Genomic DNA, 15,766 nt, shown 5'->3' with positions numbered 1-15,766 from the left:
GCAGAAGCGCGGCAATCACTTCGACACCCCGCAGTCGGCGGTACAGGCAGAACGCACGCGGGTCGGCACGGCCCTGGCACGAGGCGCTGGTTGACCACGTCGGAATACGAAGTAGGCGTTGGGCTCGGGACGACGCGGCTGGTCCGGACGAAGGCGGTGTGGTTGAGCTAGCCGAGGACTCAGCGCGGTGGTCATGTGAGTGGTGCGCGGCAGGTGGTCGGGAATGGACGGAAGTAGGTGCGCGGGGCGAGAACTCAGCGCGGATTGGCAGGAGATAGCGGCGGATCGGTGCGAGCGGTGGTTGGACTCCATGGCTCGATACCTCCGCTGGGGGCCAAGTGTGGGAGACGTGTACCTGCTGCCCGGCGGGTGGTCAGGGATAGACCGAGAGAGGTGTTTGGAGCGAGAATTCAACGCGGACTGGAAAGAGACGACGGCAGGCGGACTCAGACGGTGGTTGGACTCCATGGCTCGATCCCGCCGCTGGGGGCTAGGTGTGGGAGATGTGTACGTGCTGCCCGGTGGGCGGTCGGGGATAGATCGAGAGAGAAGCGCGCAATGAGGACTCGACGCGGACTGGTGAGAGACGGCGGTGGGCGGATGCGGGTGGTGGTTGGGTTTCATGGCTCGACACCGCCGCTGGGGCTTGGGTGTGGGAGTCGTGGACGTGCTGCGCGGTAGGTGGTCGGGGATCGACCGCGAGAGGTACGCGGGGCAAGAACTCAGGACGGGCTGGTGGGAGAAGGCGGCGGGCGGATGTGGGTGGGGGTTGGGCTTTGTGGCTCGATGCCATCGCTGAGGGCCAGGCGTGAGAGTCGTGCACGCGCTGCGCGGTAGGTGGTCGGGGATCGACCGCGAGAGGTACGCGGGGCAAGAACTCAGGACGGGCTGGTGGGAGAAGGCGGCGGGCGGATGTGGGTGGGGGTTGGGTTTCATGGCTCGGTGCCGTCGCTGGGGGGTGGGTGGGAGGGGTGTGGTGGTCATGTGGGGACCACGCGGTGGGTTAGGTGGGTGGTCCAGGTGAGGCCGGTGCTGGTGAGTAGGGCGCCGAGGATGAGGGTGGTTTGGCCGAGGGGGGTGGTGGCGAGGGTGGTCAGCGGGTGTGCGCCTGTGGCCTCGCCTAGGGCTAGGGCGGCGGCGGGGAGGGTGGCTAGGAGGGCGGCGGTGATCTGGGGGCCCGCGAGTCGGGCTTGGACGGCTCGGGTGAAGGTGGCTTGGTGGGACAGGTCTTGGGCTACGGCGGTGAGGGTGGCCACCAGGGGGACTCCGTGGCGGGCGGTGAGGTGCCAGGCTTGGCGCAGTTGAGGGGGGTTGATCTCCAGGTCACCACCGAGGCGCGACGCGGTGGCGATGAGGCGGAGGCTTTCCGCTGCGCAGGCGGGGGCGTCTTGCGCTGCCTGTTCGGCGGCGGTGACGGGGTGGGCGCCTGTCGCCAAGTCGGCGACCAGACCTGTGACAGCCTCGGCGAGGTCTTCCAGTTCGGCCAGCTGTCGCCGCTGGCGCAGCTTCATCCGCCATCGGTGGCGCAGGGCCGCCCCTACCAACCCAGCCGCGAGCGCGCCCCCGAACCCGAACGCCACCCACCCGCCGACACAACCCAGCGCGATGAGCAGTGCGTCGGGCGTGGTGGCACGCGGCTGCCATCGACGGACCGGCGTCCCTGACAACCGCCGAAGCCGCCGGGCAGACCGCGTCGACGGCCACAGCAACACCGCCATCGCGAGCATCACCAGAACCACGGCACACCTCGCAGGCGCAGGCACCGCGCCCGAACGCCAGCACACCAGGAGCGCTTCCCCTGCCTCAGTTCGTTGGGGCTAAGGGGATATCGGCGGAGTTGGGTCATGGCCATGAGATGCCTCGGGTGGCGAGCAGGGCGGAGAGGAGGGGGCGGTGGGCTGTCCAGGTGCCGGACTTGTAGGCGGTGTGGGTGATGGGGCCGGTGGGGGTGGAGGCGAGGACGGCGATCTCGGTGAGGGTGGGCGTGGGGGTGCGGCGCATGTGGAGGATCAGGTGGATGGCGGCGGTGAGTTGGGGGTGGAGGGCGGTTCGGTCGAGGCCTCCCAGGGCGGCCAGGGCTTCCAGGCGGGCTGGGAGTTCCAGCGGGGAGTTGGCGTGGACGGTGCCCGCGCCGCCGTCGTGACCGGTGTTGAGGGAGGTGAGGAGATCGATCACCTCGGGGCCTCTGACCTCGCCGACGACGATGCGGTCGGGGCGCATGCGCAGGCCTTGGCGGATCAGGTCGCGCAGGGTGACCTCGCCAGCGCCCTCGATGTTGGGCGGGCGGGCCACCAGGCGGACGAACTGGGGGTGGTCCGGGTGGAGCTCGCCCGCGTCCTCCACGCAGATGACGCGTTCGTGCGGCGGGACGGCGCCGAGCATGGCGGCCAGCAGGGTCGACTTGCCCGCGCCGGTGCCGCCGGTGATGAGGAACGCGAGGCGGGCGGTGATGATCGCGGTGAGCAGGTCGTGGACCTCGGCGTCGACCGTGCCCAGGGCGCGCAGGTCGGCCAAGCGGTGATTGGCCGGGCGCAGGACGCGCAGCGACAGGCAGGTGTGCTCGGCGACCGGGGGCAGGACGGCGTGCAGCCGCACCTGACCGCCCGGCAGCCAACCGTCCACATAGGGCTGTGCGTCGTCCAGCCGCCTGCCCGCCGCCAGCGCGAGCCGTTGGGCGAGCCTGCGGACGGTGTCCTCGTCGGGGAAGCGGACATCGGTGCGGCGCAGCCCTGACGGCCCGTCGACCCACACCTGGTCCGGCGCGGTGACCAGGACATCGGTCGTGCCACGGTCCCGCAGCAACGGCTCAAGCGGTCCGGCGCCGACGAACTCCTGGCGCAGCAACGTCAGCGCGGACAGCACATCGCGGTCGCCGACCACCCCCACCTCGGCCCGCACCGCGTCGGCCACCACAGCAGCCGACACCTCAGCGCCGCCGCCCACGAGCCGCCGCCGCACCCGGTCGATCAGGTCAACGGACATGACCGACCCCCGTCTCAAGGGCGTGCAGGACTGTCTTGCTCGCCCGGGAGAGAGAGCCCCGCAAGGGAAAGCTGCCTTCGTCGAGCCGGGCAGGGAGCGCGGGATCGCGTCGGTAGGAAGCCAGTAGCGGTAGGTCTACCGCCTTGGCGATGTCCGGTGGCCTGAGGTGCGGCGAATCCCGAACAACCAGGGACGGGCGGATCCCCTGGGAGGCAAGGTAAGTGGCCAGCCGTCTCGTCGCGGCGGCTGCCCGGAGTTCGGCAGGAACGATCAGAACCGTCAGGTCGGCACGATCAAGAGCGACCCGGCTCGTCGGGTCCGGGGCGCGGGGCAGGTCGCACACAACCGTCTCCCCCGCGCGCGTGCCCGCTTCCATAACGGCGACCACCGCGTCCGGCGCCGGGCCATCCCCCTCCCTGGCACCGGAGAGCAGCGTCAGCCGGAACTTGCCCTTTGTCCTACCCGGCAAGGACGAGTGCAGACTGGACACCGGCACCCGGCCGGTGCGCAGGCGGACGTCCGGCCAGCGCAACCCCGGCTCGTCCTCCGCGCCGAGCACCAGGTCGAGGCCGCCGCCCATCGGGTCGCAGTCGACGAGCAGCGCGTTCGTCCCCGACCGGACCGCCGTGAGCGCTACCGCGGTGGCGAACACCGAAGCGCCCGCCCCGCCGGTGCCGCCGATGACCGCCAGGACCCGCCCCGCGGTGCCTGCCGGCGCCTCGGTGACATCCGCGAGCGCGGCGGCCAACCAGGGTTCGTCCTCGGGCAGCGAGACGACCCGCTCGGCGCCCAACCGCACGGCACGTTCCCAGCTGCCGGGCGGCGGGGTGCCCGCGACGACGAGCACGACCCCTTTCCTGCGCGGCAATCCCGCGTCGGCGCAGGCCGCGGCCGCGGGTTCGTCCAGCAGGACCAGGGGCGCGCTCGGCCACCTGGCGCGCACGTCGGAGAGCTGATCAGCGCGGTGCGGCTCGGTTCCGGCCGCAGCGCACAGCCGCAGCACGTGCTCGGCCAGGGTCTCGTCCCGCAGCCACGCGGTGGGTCGGTGCACGGCTCCTCCTTCGTCGTTCGCCGGTGCTGTGACCAGAATCTGGTGAAACTGGCAACGGCGGAAAGAGGCCTGGTCAGGCTGGGGATGATTCGGGGGGATGTGGACAACTCGGGGGCCCGCGAGCGGATCGGGACGGCGGAGTGTCGGTGGGCTAGGGCAAGCTGGAGGGGGCTGCCCTGCTCCGGATATGGGACGACCCCCGCCAGGGGGGAGGGGCGGGGGTCGTCAGCGGGTTCAGCCCCGGGGGGTCGGACTGAACCGGCCCGGCTCGAAGGCCGGGTAGCCATACTGTATCCCCTCCACGGCGTTCGATGGCCACATACGGCAGAAGACACCCTGCCGAGTTCGAACGCGGCGCCACCGGGCACCTGTGCGGGGCCGGACGGCGGCACCGCGGACCACCGTCCACGTGCGCTTCCCACGGCATCGGCGGACATCAGGGCAACCGGCCACATGACAGCGGCTCCTATGCTGACCCGGTGACCGACTCCGCCGCGCCAGCGGTGCTCCCGCCCGCGCCCGGTCGGGTGGCGGCCTTCTTCGACCTCGACAAGACGGTGATCGCCAAGTCGAGCGCGCTGGCGTTCAGCAGGCCGTTCTTCCAGGGCGGGTTGATCAACCGGCGCGGGGTGCTCAAGAGCGCCTACGCGCAGTTCGTCTTCGCCTCCTCCGGCGCGGACGCCGACCAGGTCGAGCGGATGCGCGCGCACCTGACGGCGTTGTGCGCGGGCTGGGACGTCGAGCAGGTGCGGTCCATCGTGGAGGAGACGCTGCACGACATCGTCGACCCGTTGGTGTACGCCGAGGCGGCCGAACTGGTGGCCGCGCACAAGGCCGACGGGCACGACGTGGTGGTGGTGTCGGCATCGGGCGAGGAGATCGTGACCCCGATCGCGGCGATGATCGGCGCGACGCACAGCGTGGGCACCAGGATGGTCGCCGTGGACGGCCGCTACACCGGTGAGATCGACTTCTACTGCTACGGCCCGAACAAGGCGACCGCGATCCGGGACCTGGCCGACGAGTTGGGCTACGACCTCGCGGCCAGCCACGCCTACTCCGATTCGAGCACCGACCTGCCGATGCTGGAGGCGGTCGGCAAGCCGTCGGTGGTCAACCCGGACCGGGGGCTGCGCAAGGTGGCCGCCGAGCGGGAGTGGCCGGTGCTGACGTTCACCAAACCGGTGTCGCTGCGGTCGCGGTTCCACGCGCCGTCCGGCACGACCGTCGCGGTGACCGCCATCGGGCTCGGCGCCGTGGCCACCGCGGGCGCCGCCTGGTACGGACTGCACCGCCGTCGAAGGAGATGACCGGTTCCCGCCTCGGACAAGGGATCTCTCCCGGGTGGGCAGTGGAGCCTACGCTCACGGGCAGTCGCGGTCGACGCTTTCGCAGACCTTGACCGGTGCACACGAAAGTGCCCTTGAAGTGACCTTCGCCACTGGGTAGAAAGGTGGTGCGGACCCCGAGTCGGCCAGGGACGGAGCGAAGAGAAGCCCCGATCCACCCCGAGCGGGCTCCGTGCGCGAACACCGGAGCACCCACGCGCAGCACGCCGCGGGAGGCATGTCGTCAAGGGACTGCGTACCGGGACGCCGGACGCCGAGGCCAGGTAGGTACGACTTCAGTTGCACGCTTGGTAACCCGAGTGATTCGCGCCGCGACTTTGGGCGGTCCTGCTCTCCGGAGCGGGACCGCCCAAATCGTTTCCCCGCGTTGACCACCGCTCCCGGCACTGGGTAACTTCACCGTGATAGCTCCACTTGTGGTGAAGAACTCACAGCATGGGAGTCCGCAGTGCCCACCCGCGCCGTCCGCTGGTCGTTCACCGCCGTGGTCGCCGCGTGCGCCTGCGTCGCCACCGCCGTGGTGGTCCCCCTGGTCATCACCCCCGCCACCGCCGGTCCGGACGACGGCGCGGTGACCAGGCCGGGTCCGCCGCTGAGCCAGGATGCGGTCATGCACACCTGGATCGATGCCCGGCTGCGCCGGATGCCGCTGGAGCAGAAGGTGGGCCAACTGTTCGTGGCGACCGTGTGGGGGAAGTCGGCCGCGGAGGCCCATCCCACCAACCGGGAGCGCTACGGCGTGGACACCCCGGCCGAGGTGGTGCGGCGCTACCAGGTCGGTGGCGTCATCTACTTCAACAACGCCGGTACGGACAACGTCGACAGCCCGGCCCAGCTCGCCGCCTTCTCCAACGGTCTGCAGCGCGCCGCGCTCAACTCCGCTCCAAACCTGCCGCTGGTTATCTCCATCGACCAAGAGGGCGGCAACGTCACCAGGGTGCCCGCTCCCGCTACCGAGTACCCCAGCGCGATGGCGCTAGGGGCGGGACGTAGTGCTGCCGACGCGCGGACGCTGGCCAGCGTCAACGGCAACGAACTGCGCGCGATGGGCGTCAACCAGAACTTCGCCCCGGTCGCGGACGTGAACTCCAACCCGCGCAACCCGGTGATCGGTGCCCGCGCGTTCTCCGCGCACCCGGACCTGGTCTCGGACATGGTCACCGCCGAGGTGCGCGGGTACCAGGCGAGCGGCAAGCCGTCCGACACCGTCTCGGCCTCGGCCAAGCACTTCCCCGGCCACGGCGACGCCGCGACCGACAGCCACACCGGGCTGCCCGCGATCACCAGGACCGCCGAGCGGTGGCGGGCGGTGGACCTGCCGCCGTTCCGGGCCGCGGTCGAGGCCGGGGTCGACTCGATCATGACGGCGCACATCCAGTTCCCGAGCCTCGACCCGACCGGGGTACCCGCCACGGTGTCGCGCCCGATCATCACAGGGTTGCTGCGGCAGGAGTTGGGCTTCACGGGCGTGGTGGTCACGGATTCGCTCGCGATGCAAGGGGTCCGCGAGATGTTCGGTGACGCCGAGGTCCCGGTCTTGGCGTTAGAGGCCGGTGTTGACCAGTTGCTCATGCCGCCCGACCTCGCGTTGGCGCAAGAGTCCGTGATCAGCGCGGTCAGCTCAGGCAGGCTTACCGAGCGCCGTATCGACGAGAGCGTGCGGCGAATCCTTGCGCTGAAGTGGAAGCGCGGGATCTTGACGCAACCGCTGGTAGACGAACGCACGGTCGGTCGGCTCGTAGGCGCACCCCAGCACAAGGCCGCGATACAGCGGTTGACCGACCGGACCGTCACGGTGCTCGCGAACGACGGCACGCTGCCGCTGCGCACGACGCCCGGGCGGGTCCTGGTGACCGGCGTGGGCGATCCGACGAACTCGGACAACTCCCCCAACACCCTGGCTGCCGCGATCGGGGCGCGGGGGTCGACGGCGAACGCGTTGCCCACCGGTACCCGACCGTCAGTTGCGACGGTCGCTCAAGCGGTGACCGCTGCGAAGAGTGCCAACCTCGTAGTGGTTCTCACCAACAACCTCGCAGGCAACGTCGAGCAGCGTTCTTTGGTGGAGGGCCTAGTGGGCTCCGGTGTGCCTGTAGTCGCCGTCGCCACGCAGGCGCCCTACGACCCTGGGTTCGCCAACGCGCCCAACTGGCTGGTGACCTACTCCTGGCGTGCTGTCTCGCTTGAGTCTCTTACCCGGGTGCTGTTCGGCGAGGTCTCTCCGCGCGGGAAGCTGCCGGTAGACGTCAACCTGGGGAATGACCCGACATTGCCGCTCTACCCCTACGACCACGGCTTGACCTGGTAGCGGAGATGGACAGACGGCAGTTCCTCGCCGCGTCGACCCTGTCGGTCCCTCTAGCCGCCATCCGACCCCCGCCACAGGCCATCGCGGTCACACCGGGCGCGGACGTCCTCGCCGAGCAGCGGTGGGACCGCCTCCGCGGTCACCGGGTCGGCGTCGTGTCGAACCCGACTGGGACGACCCGGGACGGCACCCACATCGTCGACGCCATGGTGGCTGCCGGCGTGCGTCCGGTAGCGGTGTTCGGCCCGGAGCACGGCTTCCGCGGCACGGCCCAGGCAGGCGGCTCCGACGGCGACTACCTCGACCCGCGCACAGGTATCCCTGTCTACGACTCTTACGGCAAGACTCCCCAGCAGTTGGCAGGGCAGTTCGCCAAGGCGGGCGTAGACCTCGTCTTGTTCGACATCGCCGACGTCGGTGCGCGGTTCTACACCTACATCTGGACGATGTACTCCGCGATGCACGCCGCGGCACTGGTCGACGCTGCCTTCATGGTGCTCGACCGGCCCAACCCCATCGGCGGTGCCGCAGCCGGTCCGGTGCTCGATCCCGCCTTCGCCTCGGCGGTCGGTCGAAAGCCGATCGCCCAGCAGCACGGCATGACCGCGGGTGAGCTGGCGACGATGTTCGACGGGGAGTACCTGGTCACCGACGCTGGCAAGCGCTTGCGGGAGCTGACCGTGGAGCACGTGCGGGGCTGGCGACGGGACCGCCTGTTCGGCGAGACCGGGCTGACCTGGGTGATGCCGAGCCCGAACATGCCGACCGAGACGACCGCGCTGGTGTACCCGGGCACCGGCCTGGTCGAGGGCACGGTGCTGTCCGAGGGCAGGGGCACGACGCGGCCGTTCGAGCTGGTCGGCGCTCCCGGCATCGATTGGCGCTGGGCCGAGGCCATCGGCGCTCCGCCAGGCGCCCGGGTCCGCGAGGCCTACTTCCAGCCGACGTCCGGCAAGTTCACCGGGCAGGTCTGCGGCGGGGTGCAGCTCCACGTCACCGACCCGCGCCGGTTCGACGCCATCGGGACCGCCGTGGCCATGGTCGTGGCGGCTCGGCGGGTGCACCCGGACGTGTTCGCCTGGCGGCCGGACAACTACGTCGACAAGCTCTCGGGGTCCGACCGGCTGCGGCAGATGGTGTCGGCAGGGGCGAGCGCCGCGGAGATCACCGGGTCGTGGGAGACGGCTCTATCGGGCTTCCGGGAACTGCGGAGGCCCTACCTGCTGTATCCGTGAAGGGTGGGGGCGGTGCTCGTACAACTCGGAGCGGCGGTTGCGGTCTTGGCGGTCACGGCGGGCGTAGGACCAACGGGCAGGTTCGACGTGCCGGTTGACGGCTTCGCAGCTGCCACGACCGTGCTGCGCAAAGGTAGCCCTGAGTCTGTCGGTCTCGATCCGGCGCCGATAGAGGCGGCCAAGGCCATTATCGCGGGCAGCCCTCTCTTCCCCGGTGCAGTGACCCTGCTGGCGCACGACGGGGTCATCGTCGACCAGACCGCGACCGGTAAGGCTGTGCGATACGCGGACGCGACGACCGAGCTACCTGCCGACCAGCAGGTTCCGATGCGCGTGGACACCATCTTCGACGTGGCGTCGGTGACCAAGCTGTTCACCTCCATCGCCGTCTTGGGCCTGGTCGAGGACGGGATAGTCGGCATCGAGAAGCCCGTGTCGACCTACCTGCCGGAGTTCGGCGTCAACGGCAAGGCAGCCATCACCGTCAAGCATCTGCTGACCCACACCTCCGGCCTAGAGCCCTTCATCCCTCTCTGGCGGGACTACCCGGACAAGGCAGCGCGGATCAAGGCCGTCATGGACCACGCGCTGTCAGCGCCACCGGGCAGCGTCTACACCTACTCGGACCTCAACCTCATCGCTCTGGGTGTCCTGGTCGAGCGCCTGCGTGGAGAGCCGCTGGACTCCGTGGTCACCAAGAGGATCACTACACCGTTGGGCCTAACTGACACCGGCTTCAACCCGCCAGCCAGCAAGCGGGACAGGATCGCGGCCACGGAGTACCAAACGGCACCGACACGCGGGATGGTCAGAGGCGAGGTCCACGACGAGAACGCGTGGTCGCTGGGCGGGGTAGCCGGTCACGCCGGGGTGTTCTCGACCGCCAAAGACCTGGCCGTGTTGGGGCAGACGATCCTCAACGGCGGCATGTACCGGGGGAAGCGCATCCTGCGCGAGGCCACGGTCCGGGAGATGTTGACCAACCACAACGCCGCCTATCCCGGTAACGCGCACGGCCTCGGCTTCGAGCTGGACCAGCGCTGGTACATGGGCGGCCTGGCGGGCCCCAGGACGGCCGGGCACACGGGCTACACCGGGACCTCGCTCGTGCTCGACCCGGCGTCGCGGTCCATCGCGGTCCTGCTGACCAACCGGGTCCACCCGGTGCGCACCAACGGCTCGATCAACTCGGCGCGGGAGGCGCTGGCCACCGGGCTGGCCAGGGCACTGGCCGTGCGCCCGCGCCAGGGTCCAACGGCCTGGTACACCGCCACCGGCGGCGCGACGCTGCTCACCGGACCGCTGCGGTCGACCGGTCCGGTCTCGGTGAGTTTCGCCGCATTCGTCGACACGGACGCGGGCGACAGCCTCGTGGTCGAGTCCGAGGACGGCGGGACGTGGCGAGCGCTACCGCTGCGGGTGTCCGGGCCGGGCGCCCCCGAGGGGGAAGTCACCGGTTTGTCCGGTTCTGGGTACCGTAGTTGGTGGACAGTCCACGCGATTGGGCCGGTCGGGGCGCCCGTGACGGTTCGTTGGCGTTATGTCACGGACAGTCGCCATAGCGGCCGAGGGGTGACACTTGATCGAATCATCGTCACCGACAGTAGGCGAATCCTACTCAACGGTGAGAAACAACCCCACTTGATACGCCCGCTCGGGTGGGAGCCCAAAACTCGTTGACCTTCGGATGCTAACAATCCGCGTTCGCCCAGCGATGCGGTGGGCAAGCCCCCACCAGGGGCGACGACCGGTACGGACACATTTGGGTAGCGTTGCCACCAGATGTCATGCACCGTCTTGTACTACCCCATAACTGTTAGTAAGTTTCCCACGTGAGTGCGAGTCAAATGACAGCAGAACACAGCGAGTCAAGCCCGTTGGTCCGCATTCGCTCGCTCCTGCCCGGCCTAGCCCGTGCGGAGCAGCGGGTGGCCAAGGTTGTGCTCGACAGCCCGTCCACCGTCGCCAGGCGCAGCATCACCGAGGTCGCCGAGGCCGCGGGCACCAGCGAGACCACCGTGACCCGGTTCTGCAAGGCGATCGGCGTCGGGGGCTACCCCGAGCTGCGGATCGCGCTTGCCGCCGACACGGCTCGCTCAGCCGCGCGCGTCGACCGCGACCTCGGGGGTGAGATCGCGCCAGAGGACGACCTGAAGACCGTCGTCGGCAAGGTCACCTTCTCCGACGCGCGCGCCGTCGAGGAGACAGCCGAACAGCTCGACATCGAAGTGCTCGCCAAGGTGGTCGACGCCGTGGCGACAGCGGGCCGGGTCGACGTCTACGGCGTCGGTGCCAGCGCGTTCGTCGCCGCCGACCTGCAGCAGAAGCTGCACCGGATCGGCCGGGTGAGCTTCGCCTGGAACGACACGCACATCATGCTGACCTCGGCCGCGGTGCTGAGCCCCGGCGACGTCGCGGTGGCGATCTCGCACACCGGCGCCACCGTCGACACCGTCGAGGCGCTGCGCACCGCCCGCGAGCACGGGGCGACCACGGTCGCCCTGACGAACTACCCGACGTCCCCGATCGCCGAGGTGGCCGACCTCGTGCTCACCACGGCCGCGCGGGAGACCACGTTCCGCTCGGGGGCGACCGCGAGCCGCATCGCGCAGCTCACCGTCGTCGACTGCCTGTTCATCGGGGTCGCGCAGCGGCACCTGGACCAGTCGATCAAGGCACTGGACTCGACCAGGGACGCCGTCGGCACGCACCGGCTGGAGACGAGGCACGACGGGCGGCGCAAGCCGCGGGAGAACGGGAAATGAGACCTGGTGCGCGGGCCAACCGCGCCGGGGAGGGGGAACTCGGATGACCGTGCCACGTCAGTCGGTCCATGTGGACTCCCCGACCGAGCGGCGCAACCCGCGCACCACGGAGATCGACCGGATGTCGACGCTCGACATCCTGCGCACCATCAACTCGGAAGACCAACTCGTCCCGACCGCCGTCGCCGCCGCCCTACCGCACCTGAGCCGGGCCGTGGACATGGCAACCGAGGCACTGCAATCCGGCCACCGCGTGCACTACGTCGGCGCTGGCACCTCCGGCCGCCTCGCGACCCTGGACGCGGCAGAGCTAACGCCGACCTACAACGTCCCCGCTGAATGGTTCCTGGTGCACCACGCGGGCGGCCCTTCCGCACTACGGGAAGCGGTGGAGGGCGCGGAGGATGACGAATCCGAAGGCGCCGCCGAGATGCGCCGTGACGCGCGCCCCGGGGACTTCGTACTCGGCCTCACCGCTTCTGGGCGGACCCCGTACGTGCTGGGCGCGCTCGCCGAGGCCCACCGCATCGGCGCGAGCACCGCGCTCGTCTCGAACAACCCGGACGCCGCCCGCGCCCCTGGCGTCGACCTGGTGATCGCGGTGGACACCGGGCCTGAGGCGATCTCTGGATCGACCCGGATGAAGGCCGGGACCGCGCAGAAGATCTTACTCACCACGTTCTCGACTGCGGTGATGGTGAAGATGGGGCGCACTTACTCGAACCTGATGGTCAGCATGCGCGCGACCAACGCCAAGCTGCGTGGGCGGAGTCTGCGGATCCTGCGTGAGGCAACGGGGTCTGGGCAGCAGGAGTGCTCGGCGGCGTTGCTGGCGGCGCACGGGGATTTGAAGGTGGCGATGGTGCACCTGCTGTCCGGTGTGGACGTTATGGATGCGGCTCGGGCGTTGGCCGAGTCAAGTGGACACGTGAGACGAGCACTGGGCTTGCTGGGAGCACACGCTTTCTGAGGACTCCGCCAAGGAGAGACCCACAGGAAAGAAGAGTCCTCTCAGACGTTGGCCCACAACCCAGCCCTCTGCAACGTTGGCCGAACAACGCTCCTCGGAGTCGCTGGTGCCAACTCTGCTCGATGGGGTGGACTTGTCTTGTGTGGGGTGGCGGCGTCCGTGAACTCGCCAGCGTGGGGGAGGGCCGTCTCTTCAGGCCCCGCCTTTGTGCTCTTCCCAGGACGCCGCAGGGGCCCCGCGCAAAACAAGTTCGCCCCATCGAGCACAGCTCGAAACTCGCGCCCCAGCGCAATGCCGAAGGCGAGCCGTTGATCGTCGACGCCGCAGGCGAGACCGAGAGCCACCTACCCCAGCTCAAGATCAAACCGCCCACAGCAGCCCCCGATATACAGCTTACCGAGAGCCACCCACACAACGCACCAAGCGAGCCACCGCCCTGTGGACAACCAACGATCTCAAGCCGTCGCCGCGTCCGCGATCGATGCGGCCTCCCGAGCACCCGCCTCTAGAGACTCGCAGCTGTAGATGATCCACTCACCAATGGCGTCAGGAGCACCAGAAGCGAAGGCGGCGGCTAGGTCTCGGTAGCGGTTGGGGTTGCGCAGGAACGCTACTTCGGGAACAGCTAGGCCCTTGGGGTCCAGACCGGTGCTGATAAGAGTCAAGCGAGCGGCGGCGCGGGCAACAACCCCGTCCGCAGTACCAAATGGAGTCAGAGCCAACAGTTCACCGTGGACGATGGCGGCTAGAACCGGTCCAGGAACCTTTGTGCCGCCCGCAATAAGACCCGCAAGCAGGTCCAAGCGACTAGCGACACCTAGCCCCGCGCGAGGGCGGCCGAGGCTATCGGGTCCAGTTAGGTCGGCAGCGGCGAGAACGTGCAGGCGGGCTAGGGCTTGCATGGGGGCGCGTTCCCAGGTGGGGAGCAGCGGCCCCAAGGCCTCGGCTACGCGGAGGGCGCCTGCCAGGGTGGGGTCGGTGACCTCGCCGTCCGCCGGGATGTCGGCGGGGCCGCCGTCGAGGACGGCGGAGGCGCGGGCGGCTCGGACGGAGGCCTCGGCGGCGGTGGCGGGCCAGCCGCGGCGGTTGGTGGGGTGGCGGTGGACCTCGGCCACGGCGTCCCTGGCTAGGGCGACGGCGTCGGGGACGCCGGGGAGGTCCAGGAGCGGGGCCAGCGGGTCGGTCACCGGTCGAACATTACCGGCGGGTCACCGGGGTGCTAGCTCGGGTCCAGGGTGCGTTCCCGGTTCGAACGCGGGCCGGGTAGCGGTACCGCGGGGGTCAGTCTGATCTGGTTTCGGCCACTGTCCTTGGCCTCGGCTAAGGCTTGGTCCGCGTACTCCTGGAGCGTCGCCAGGTCTGTGCCGTGCTCGGGCGATAGCGCTATCCCGCCGGAGATGGTGAAGTTGCCGACCTGCTCGGTACGGCCACCGGCGGCCTTGGTCAGTTCGACCGTCATGGACTCCACTGCGCTCCGGATGCGTTCGGCGATGGCCCAGGCGTCGGCGCGGGAGGTGCTGGGCAGGAGGACCGTGAACTCCTCGCCGCCCCAGCGGCAGACCAGGTCGTCGCGGCGGACGCTGGTGCGCAGGACGCCCGCGAGTGCCTTGAGGACCTCGTTGGCGCCGAGGTGCCCGAGCCGGGCGTTGACCTGCTTGAACCGGTCCAGGTCGAACATCATGACCGCGGTGGGGCGGCGGCGGGCCTGGTCGGCGACGAGGGCGAGGGCGGCGGCCGGGTTGAACCCGCGCTGGTTGGCCAGGCCGGTCAGCGGGTCGTGCAGCGCGTCGACCTCCAGCCGGTCGCGCTCCAGCTCCAACTGCTCGATGCGCTGGGTGTGCCGGGTGTAGCCGACGACCACGACCGATAGCGCTGCCAGCAGCAGGCCATAAGCGACACCGGCACCCCAGGCCGCGATGAGGCCGAGGCAGAGCGTGATCGCCAGGTCCGCGTTCTCCTTGCGGTGGCCCAGGATCGACACCCACGACCAGTCGCCGCGCAGACCGCGGGCGATTCCGATAACCACTGTCTGCGCGAGGTAGTACACACCGAACGCGGCCGCCACCGCCGCTGTAGCGGCTAGGACCTCATTCGGCTCCACCCTTGCGCCGCGCACCCAGTTGTGCAGGGGGGTCGCCGTGGCGAGCGCCTGGGCCGCCAGCGCGGACGAGGTGATCGCGAAAGTCGTGAACACATAACGTCCTGGCGGTTTCCGCGCGATGAAGTACCGCCGGACGCGGATGACCAGGACGAGCGCCACAACCAGCGGGATCGGCAGCACCAGCGCACCCGCGCAGGTCCATACCCCCGTGTGGTCGATGTGCTCACCCGACAAATGCGCGGCCCTGCGTCGTTCTTCCGCCGGTCGGGTTGCCTCCATGTGCAGTATCGCGAAGGCCGTCAGCAGCGCGAACAGCCGCAGTGACAGGGAATCCGGCCATCCGGCCGACACCGCGCCGACCACCGCCCATGCGAAGATCGCCACCTCGGTCGCCACGATCCACGCGAATCCGGAGGTGGTCGTGTGGGACAGGAGGTCGAGGGCCCTTATCCGCCTCGGTAGGGGTATGCCGGACAAGCGGGTGTCCTGGGGACTTGTCAGACTGGGCATTGTCCCCCTTTGCGACAGACGGGACACTGAACGTGACCCGCGGCGGGCGGGGTACGTTCGGTCCCCCCGGACCCGAGAGGGAGGTAACACCGTGCGGAACCGCGAGTACTGAGCCGAACTGCTGCCACGGCAGTTCGAGTCGACCCAGCAGTCCGACCCCTCGAGGAGGAAGCCGCGATGCGCAACCGCGAGTACTGATCCCCAGCCATGCCACCGCCCCTCTCGGTACTGAGGCTCATCCCTGACGCCAGGCGAAGCCCACCACCGCGCAGCCTATGGTCGCCACCACACCGGCAAGCGTGCTGGTCGGCGTAGCGGGACCGGGAGATCACGGCGGACCGGCCACCGACGAGCACCGACTGGCCCTGCCCTGCACGCAGGCCCGTTCGGACCGCCCCGGTGGCAAGCCCGGTGATCGGATCCGGGAGAAGTTCGACGCAGGCCGCCCCGGCGAGGTAAGTGCCACCTGCTCCGGGTGCCGCGAACCGTGACAGC

The 15,766-nt window shown here is 69.7% G+C and carries 12 protein-coding genes; 7 read left to right on the top strand and 5 right to left on the bottom strand.

Annotated elements, in window-relative coordinates; translation table 11 throughout:
* Window positions 1-980: 980 nt before the first annotated feature.
* From BMY07_RS16595 to ssd, 3 genes are all read right to left on the bottom strand, one after another.
* The gene (locus BMY07_RS16595) at window positions 981-1,511 is read right to left on the bottom strand and encodes a type II secretion system F family protein (RefSeq protein WP_143073523.1); all 531 of its coding nucleotides are present in this window, start codon (window positions 1,509-1,511) and stop codon (window positions 981-983) included.
* Between the two features lie 331 nt (window positions 1,512-1,842).
* A complete protein-coding gene (locus tag BMY07_RS16590; RefSeq protein WP_092779223.1) occupies window positions 1,843-2,982 on the bottom strand; it encodes a TadA family conjugal transfer-associated ATPase in 1,140 nt (379 codons plus the stop codon).
* The gene (gene ssd / locus BMY07_RS16585; protein ID WP_092779221.1) at window positions 2,972-4,033 is read right to left on the bottom strand and encodes a septum site-determining protein Ssd; all 1,062 of its coding nucleotides are present in this window, start codon (window positions 4,031-4,033) and stop codon (window positions 2,972-2,974) included. The genes BMY07_RS16590 and ssd overlap by 11 nt, the downstream gene beginning before the upstream one ends.
* 479 nt (window positions 4,034-4,512) lie before the next feature.
* On the opposite strand from ssd, the gene BMY07_RS16580 reads away from it, so the two are divergent.
* The 6 genes from BMY07_RS16580 (at window position 4,513) to BMY07_RS16555 (ending at window position 12,660) form a co-directional block, all read left to right on the top strand.
* Window positions 4,513-5,343, top strand: coding sequence for an HAD-IB family hydrolase (locus tag BMY07_RS16580; protein WP_092779219.1), 831 nt, complete (start codon window positions 4,513-4,515; stop codon window positions 5,341-5,343).
* A gap of 487 nt (window positions 5,344-5,830) precedes the next feature.
* Window positions 5,831-7,690 carry a glycoside hydrolase family 3 protein gene (locus BMY07_RS16575; RefSeq protein ID WP_425426311.1) on the top strand — a complete coding sequence of 620 codons (1,860 nt, stop codon included), beginning with the start codon at window positions 5,831-5,833 and terminating at the stop codon, window positions 7,688-7,690.
* Window positions 7,691-7,695: 5 nt separating this feature from the next.
* Window positions 7,696-8,925 carry an exo-beta-N-acetylmuramidase NamZ family protein gene (locus BMY07_RS16570; protein ID WP_092779217.1) on the top strand — a complete coding sequence of 410 codons (1,230 nt, stop codon included), beginning with the start codon at window positions 7,696-7,698 and terminating at the stop codon, window positions 8,923-8,925.
* A 3-nt stretch (window positions 8,926-8,928) separates the two neighbouring features.
* A complete protein-coding gene (locus BMY07_RS16565; protein WP_092779216.1) occupies window positions 8,929-10,605 on the top strand; it encodes a serine hydrolase domain-containing protein in 1,677 nt (558 codons plus the stop codon).
* A 167-nt stretch (window positions 10,606-10,772) separates the two neighbouring features.
* On the top strand, window positions 10,773-11,690 hold the full coding sequence (locus BMY07_RS16560) for a MurR/RpiR family transcriptional regulator (protein WP_092779214.1): 918 nt from the start codon (window positions 10,773-10,775) through the stop codon (window positions 11,688-11,690).
* A 43-nt stretch (window positions 11,691-11,733) separates the two neighbouring features.
* A complete protein-coding gene (locus tag BMY07_RS16555) occupies window positions 11,734-12,660 on the top strand; it encodes an N-acetylmuramic acid 6-phosphate etherase (protein WP_092779212.1) in 927 nt (308 codons plus the stop codon).
* A gap of 455 nt (window positions 12,661-13,115) precedes the next feature.
* Here BMY07_RS16555 and BMY07_RS16550 read toward each other — a convergent pair whose 3' ends face one another.
* Window positions 13,116-13,847 (bottom strand): Fic family protein, encoded by a 732-nt coding sequence (locus tag BMY07_RS16550; RefSeq protein ID WP_092779210.1) that lies wholly within the window; start codon window positions 13,845-13,847, stop codon window positions 13,116-13,118.
* A 32-nt stretch (window positions 13,848-13,879) separates the two neighbouring features.
* The gene (locus BMY07_RS16545) at window positions 13,880-15,157 is read right to left on the bottom strand and encodes a GGDEF domain-containing protein (protein WP_177215613.1); all 1,278 of its coding nucleotides are present in this window, start codon (window positions 15,155-15,157) and stop codon (window positions 13,880-13,882) included.
* Between the two features lie 389 nt (window positions 15,158-15,546).
* On the opposite strand from BMY07_RS16545, the gene BMY07_RS33735 reads away from it, so the two are divergent.
* Window positions 15,547-15,762 (top strand): hypothetical protein, encoded by a 216-nt coding sequence (locus tag BMY07_RS33735; RefSeq protein WP_143073522.1) that lies wholly within the window; start codon window positions 15,547-15,549, stop codon window positions 15,760-15,762.
* Window positions 15,763-15,766 lie beyond the last annotated feature (4 nt).

Source organism: Actinokineospora terrae, from assembly GCF_900111175.1.
Taxonomy (GTDB): domain Bacteria; phylum Actinomycetota; class Actinomycetes; order Mycobacteriales; family Pseudonocardiaceae; genus Actinokineospora; species Actinokineospora terrae.
This window is presented reverse-complemented; position numbering and strand designations above follow the sequence as displayed.

Coding starts and splice junctions, on each gene's coding strand:
- BMY07_RS16560 (WP_092779214.1), top strand. CDS start 10,773: ATGACAGCAGAACACAGCGAGTCAAGCCCGTTGGTCCGCATTCGCTCG.
- BMY07_RS16570 (WP_092779217.1), top strand. CDS start 7,696: ATGGACAGACGGCAGTTCCTCGCCGCGTCGACCCTGTCGGTCCCTCTA.
- BMY07_RS16590 (WP_092779223.1), bottom strand. CDS start 2,982: ATGTCCGTTGACCTGATCGACCGGGTGCGGCGGCGGCTCGTGGGCGGC.
- BMY07_RS16555 (WP_092779212.1), top strand. CDS start 11,734: ATGACCGTGCCACGTCAGTCGGTCCATGTGGACTCCCCGACCGAGCGG.
- BMY07_RS33735 (WP_143073522.1), top strand. CDS start 15,547: ATGGTCGCCACCACACCGGCAAGCGTGCTGGTCGGCGTAGCGGGACCG.
- BMY07_RS16595 (WP_143073523.1), bottom strand. CDS start 1,511: ATGAAGCTGCGCCAGCGGCGACAGCTGGCCGAACTGGAAGACCTCGCC.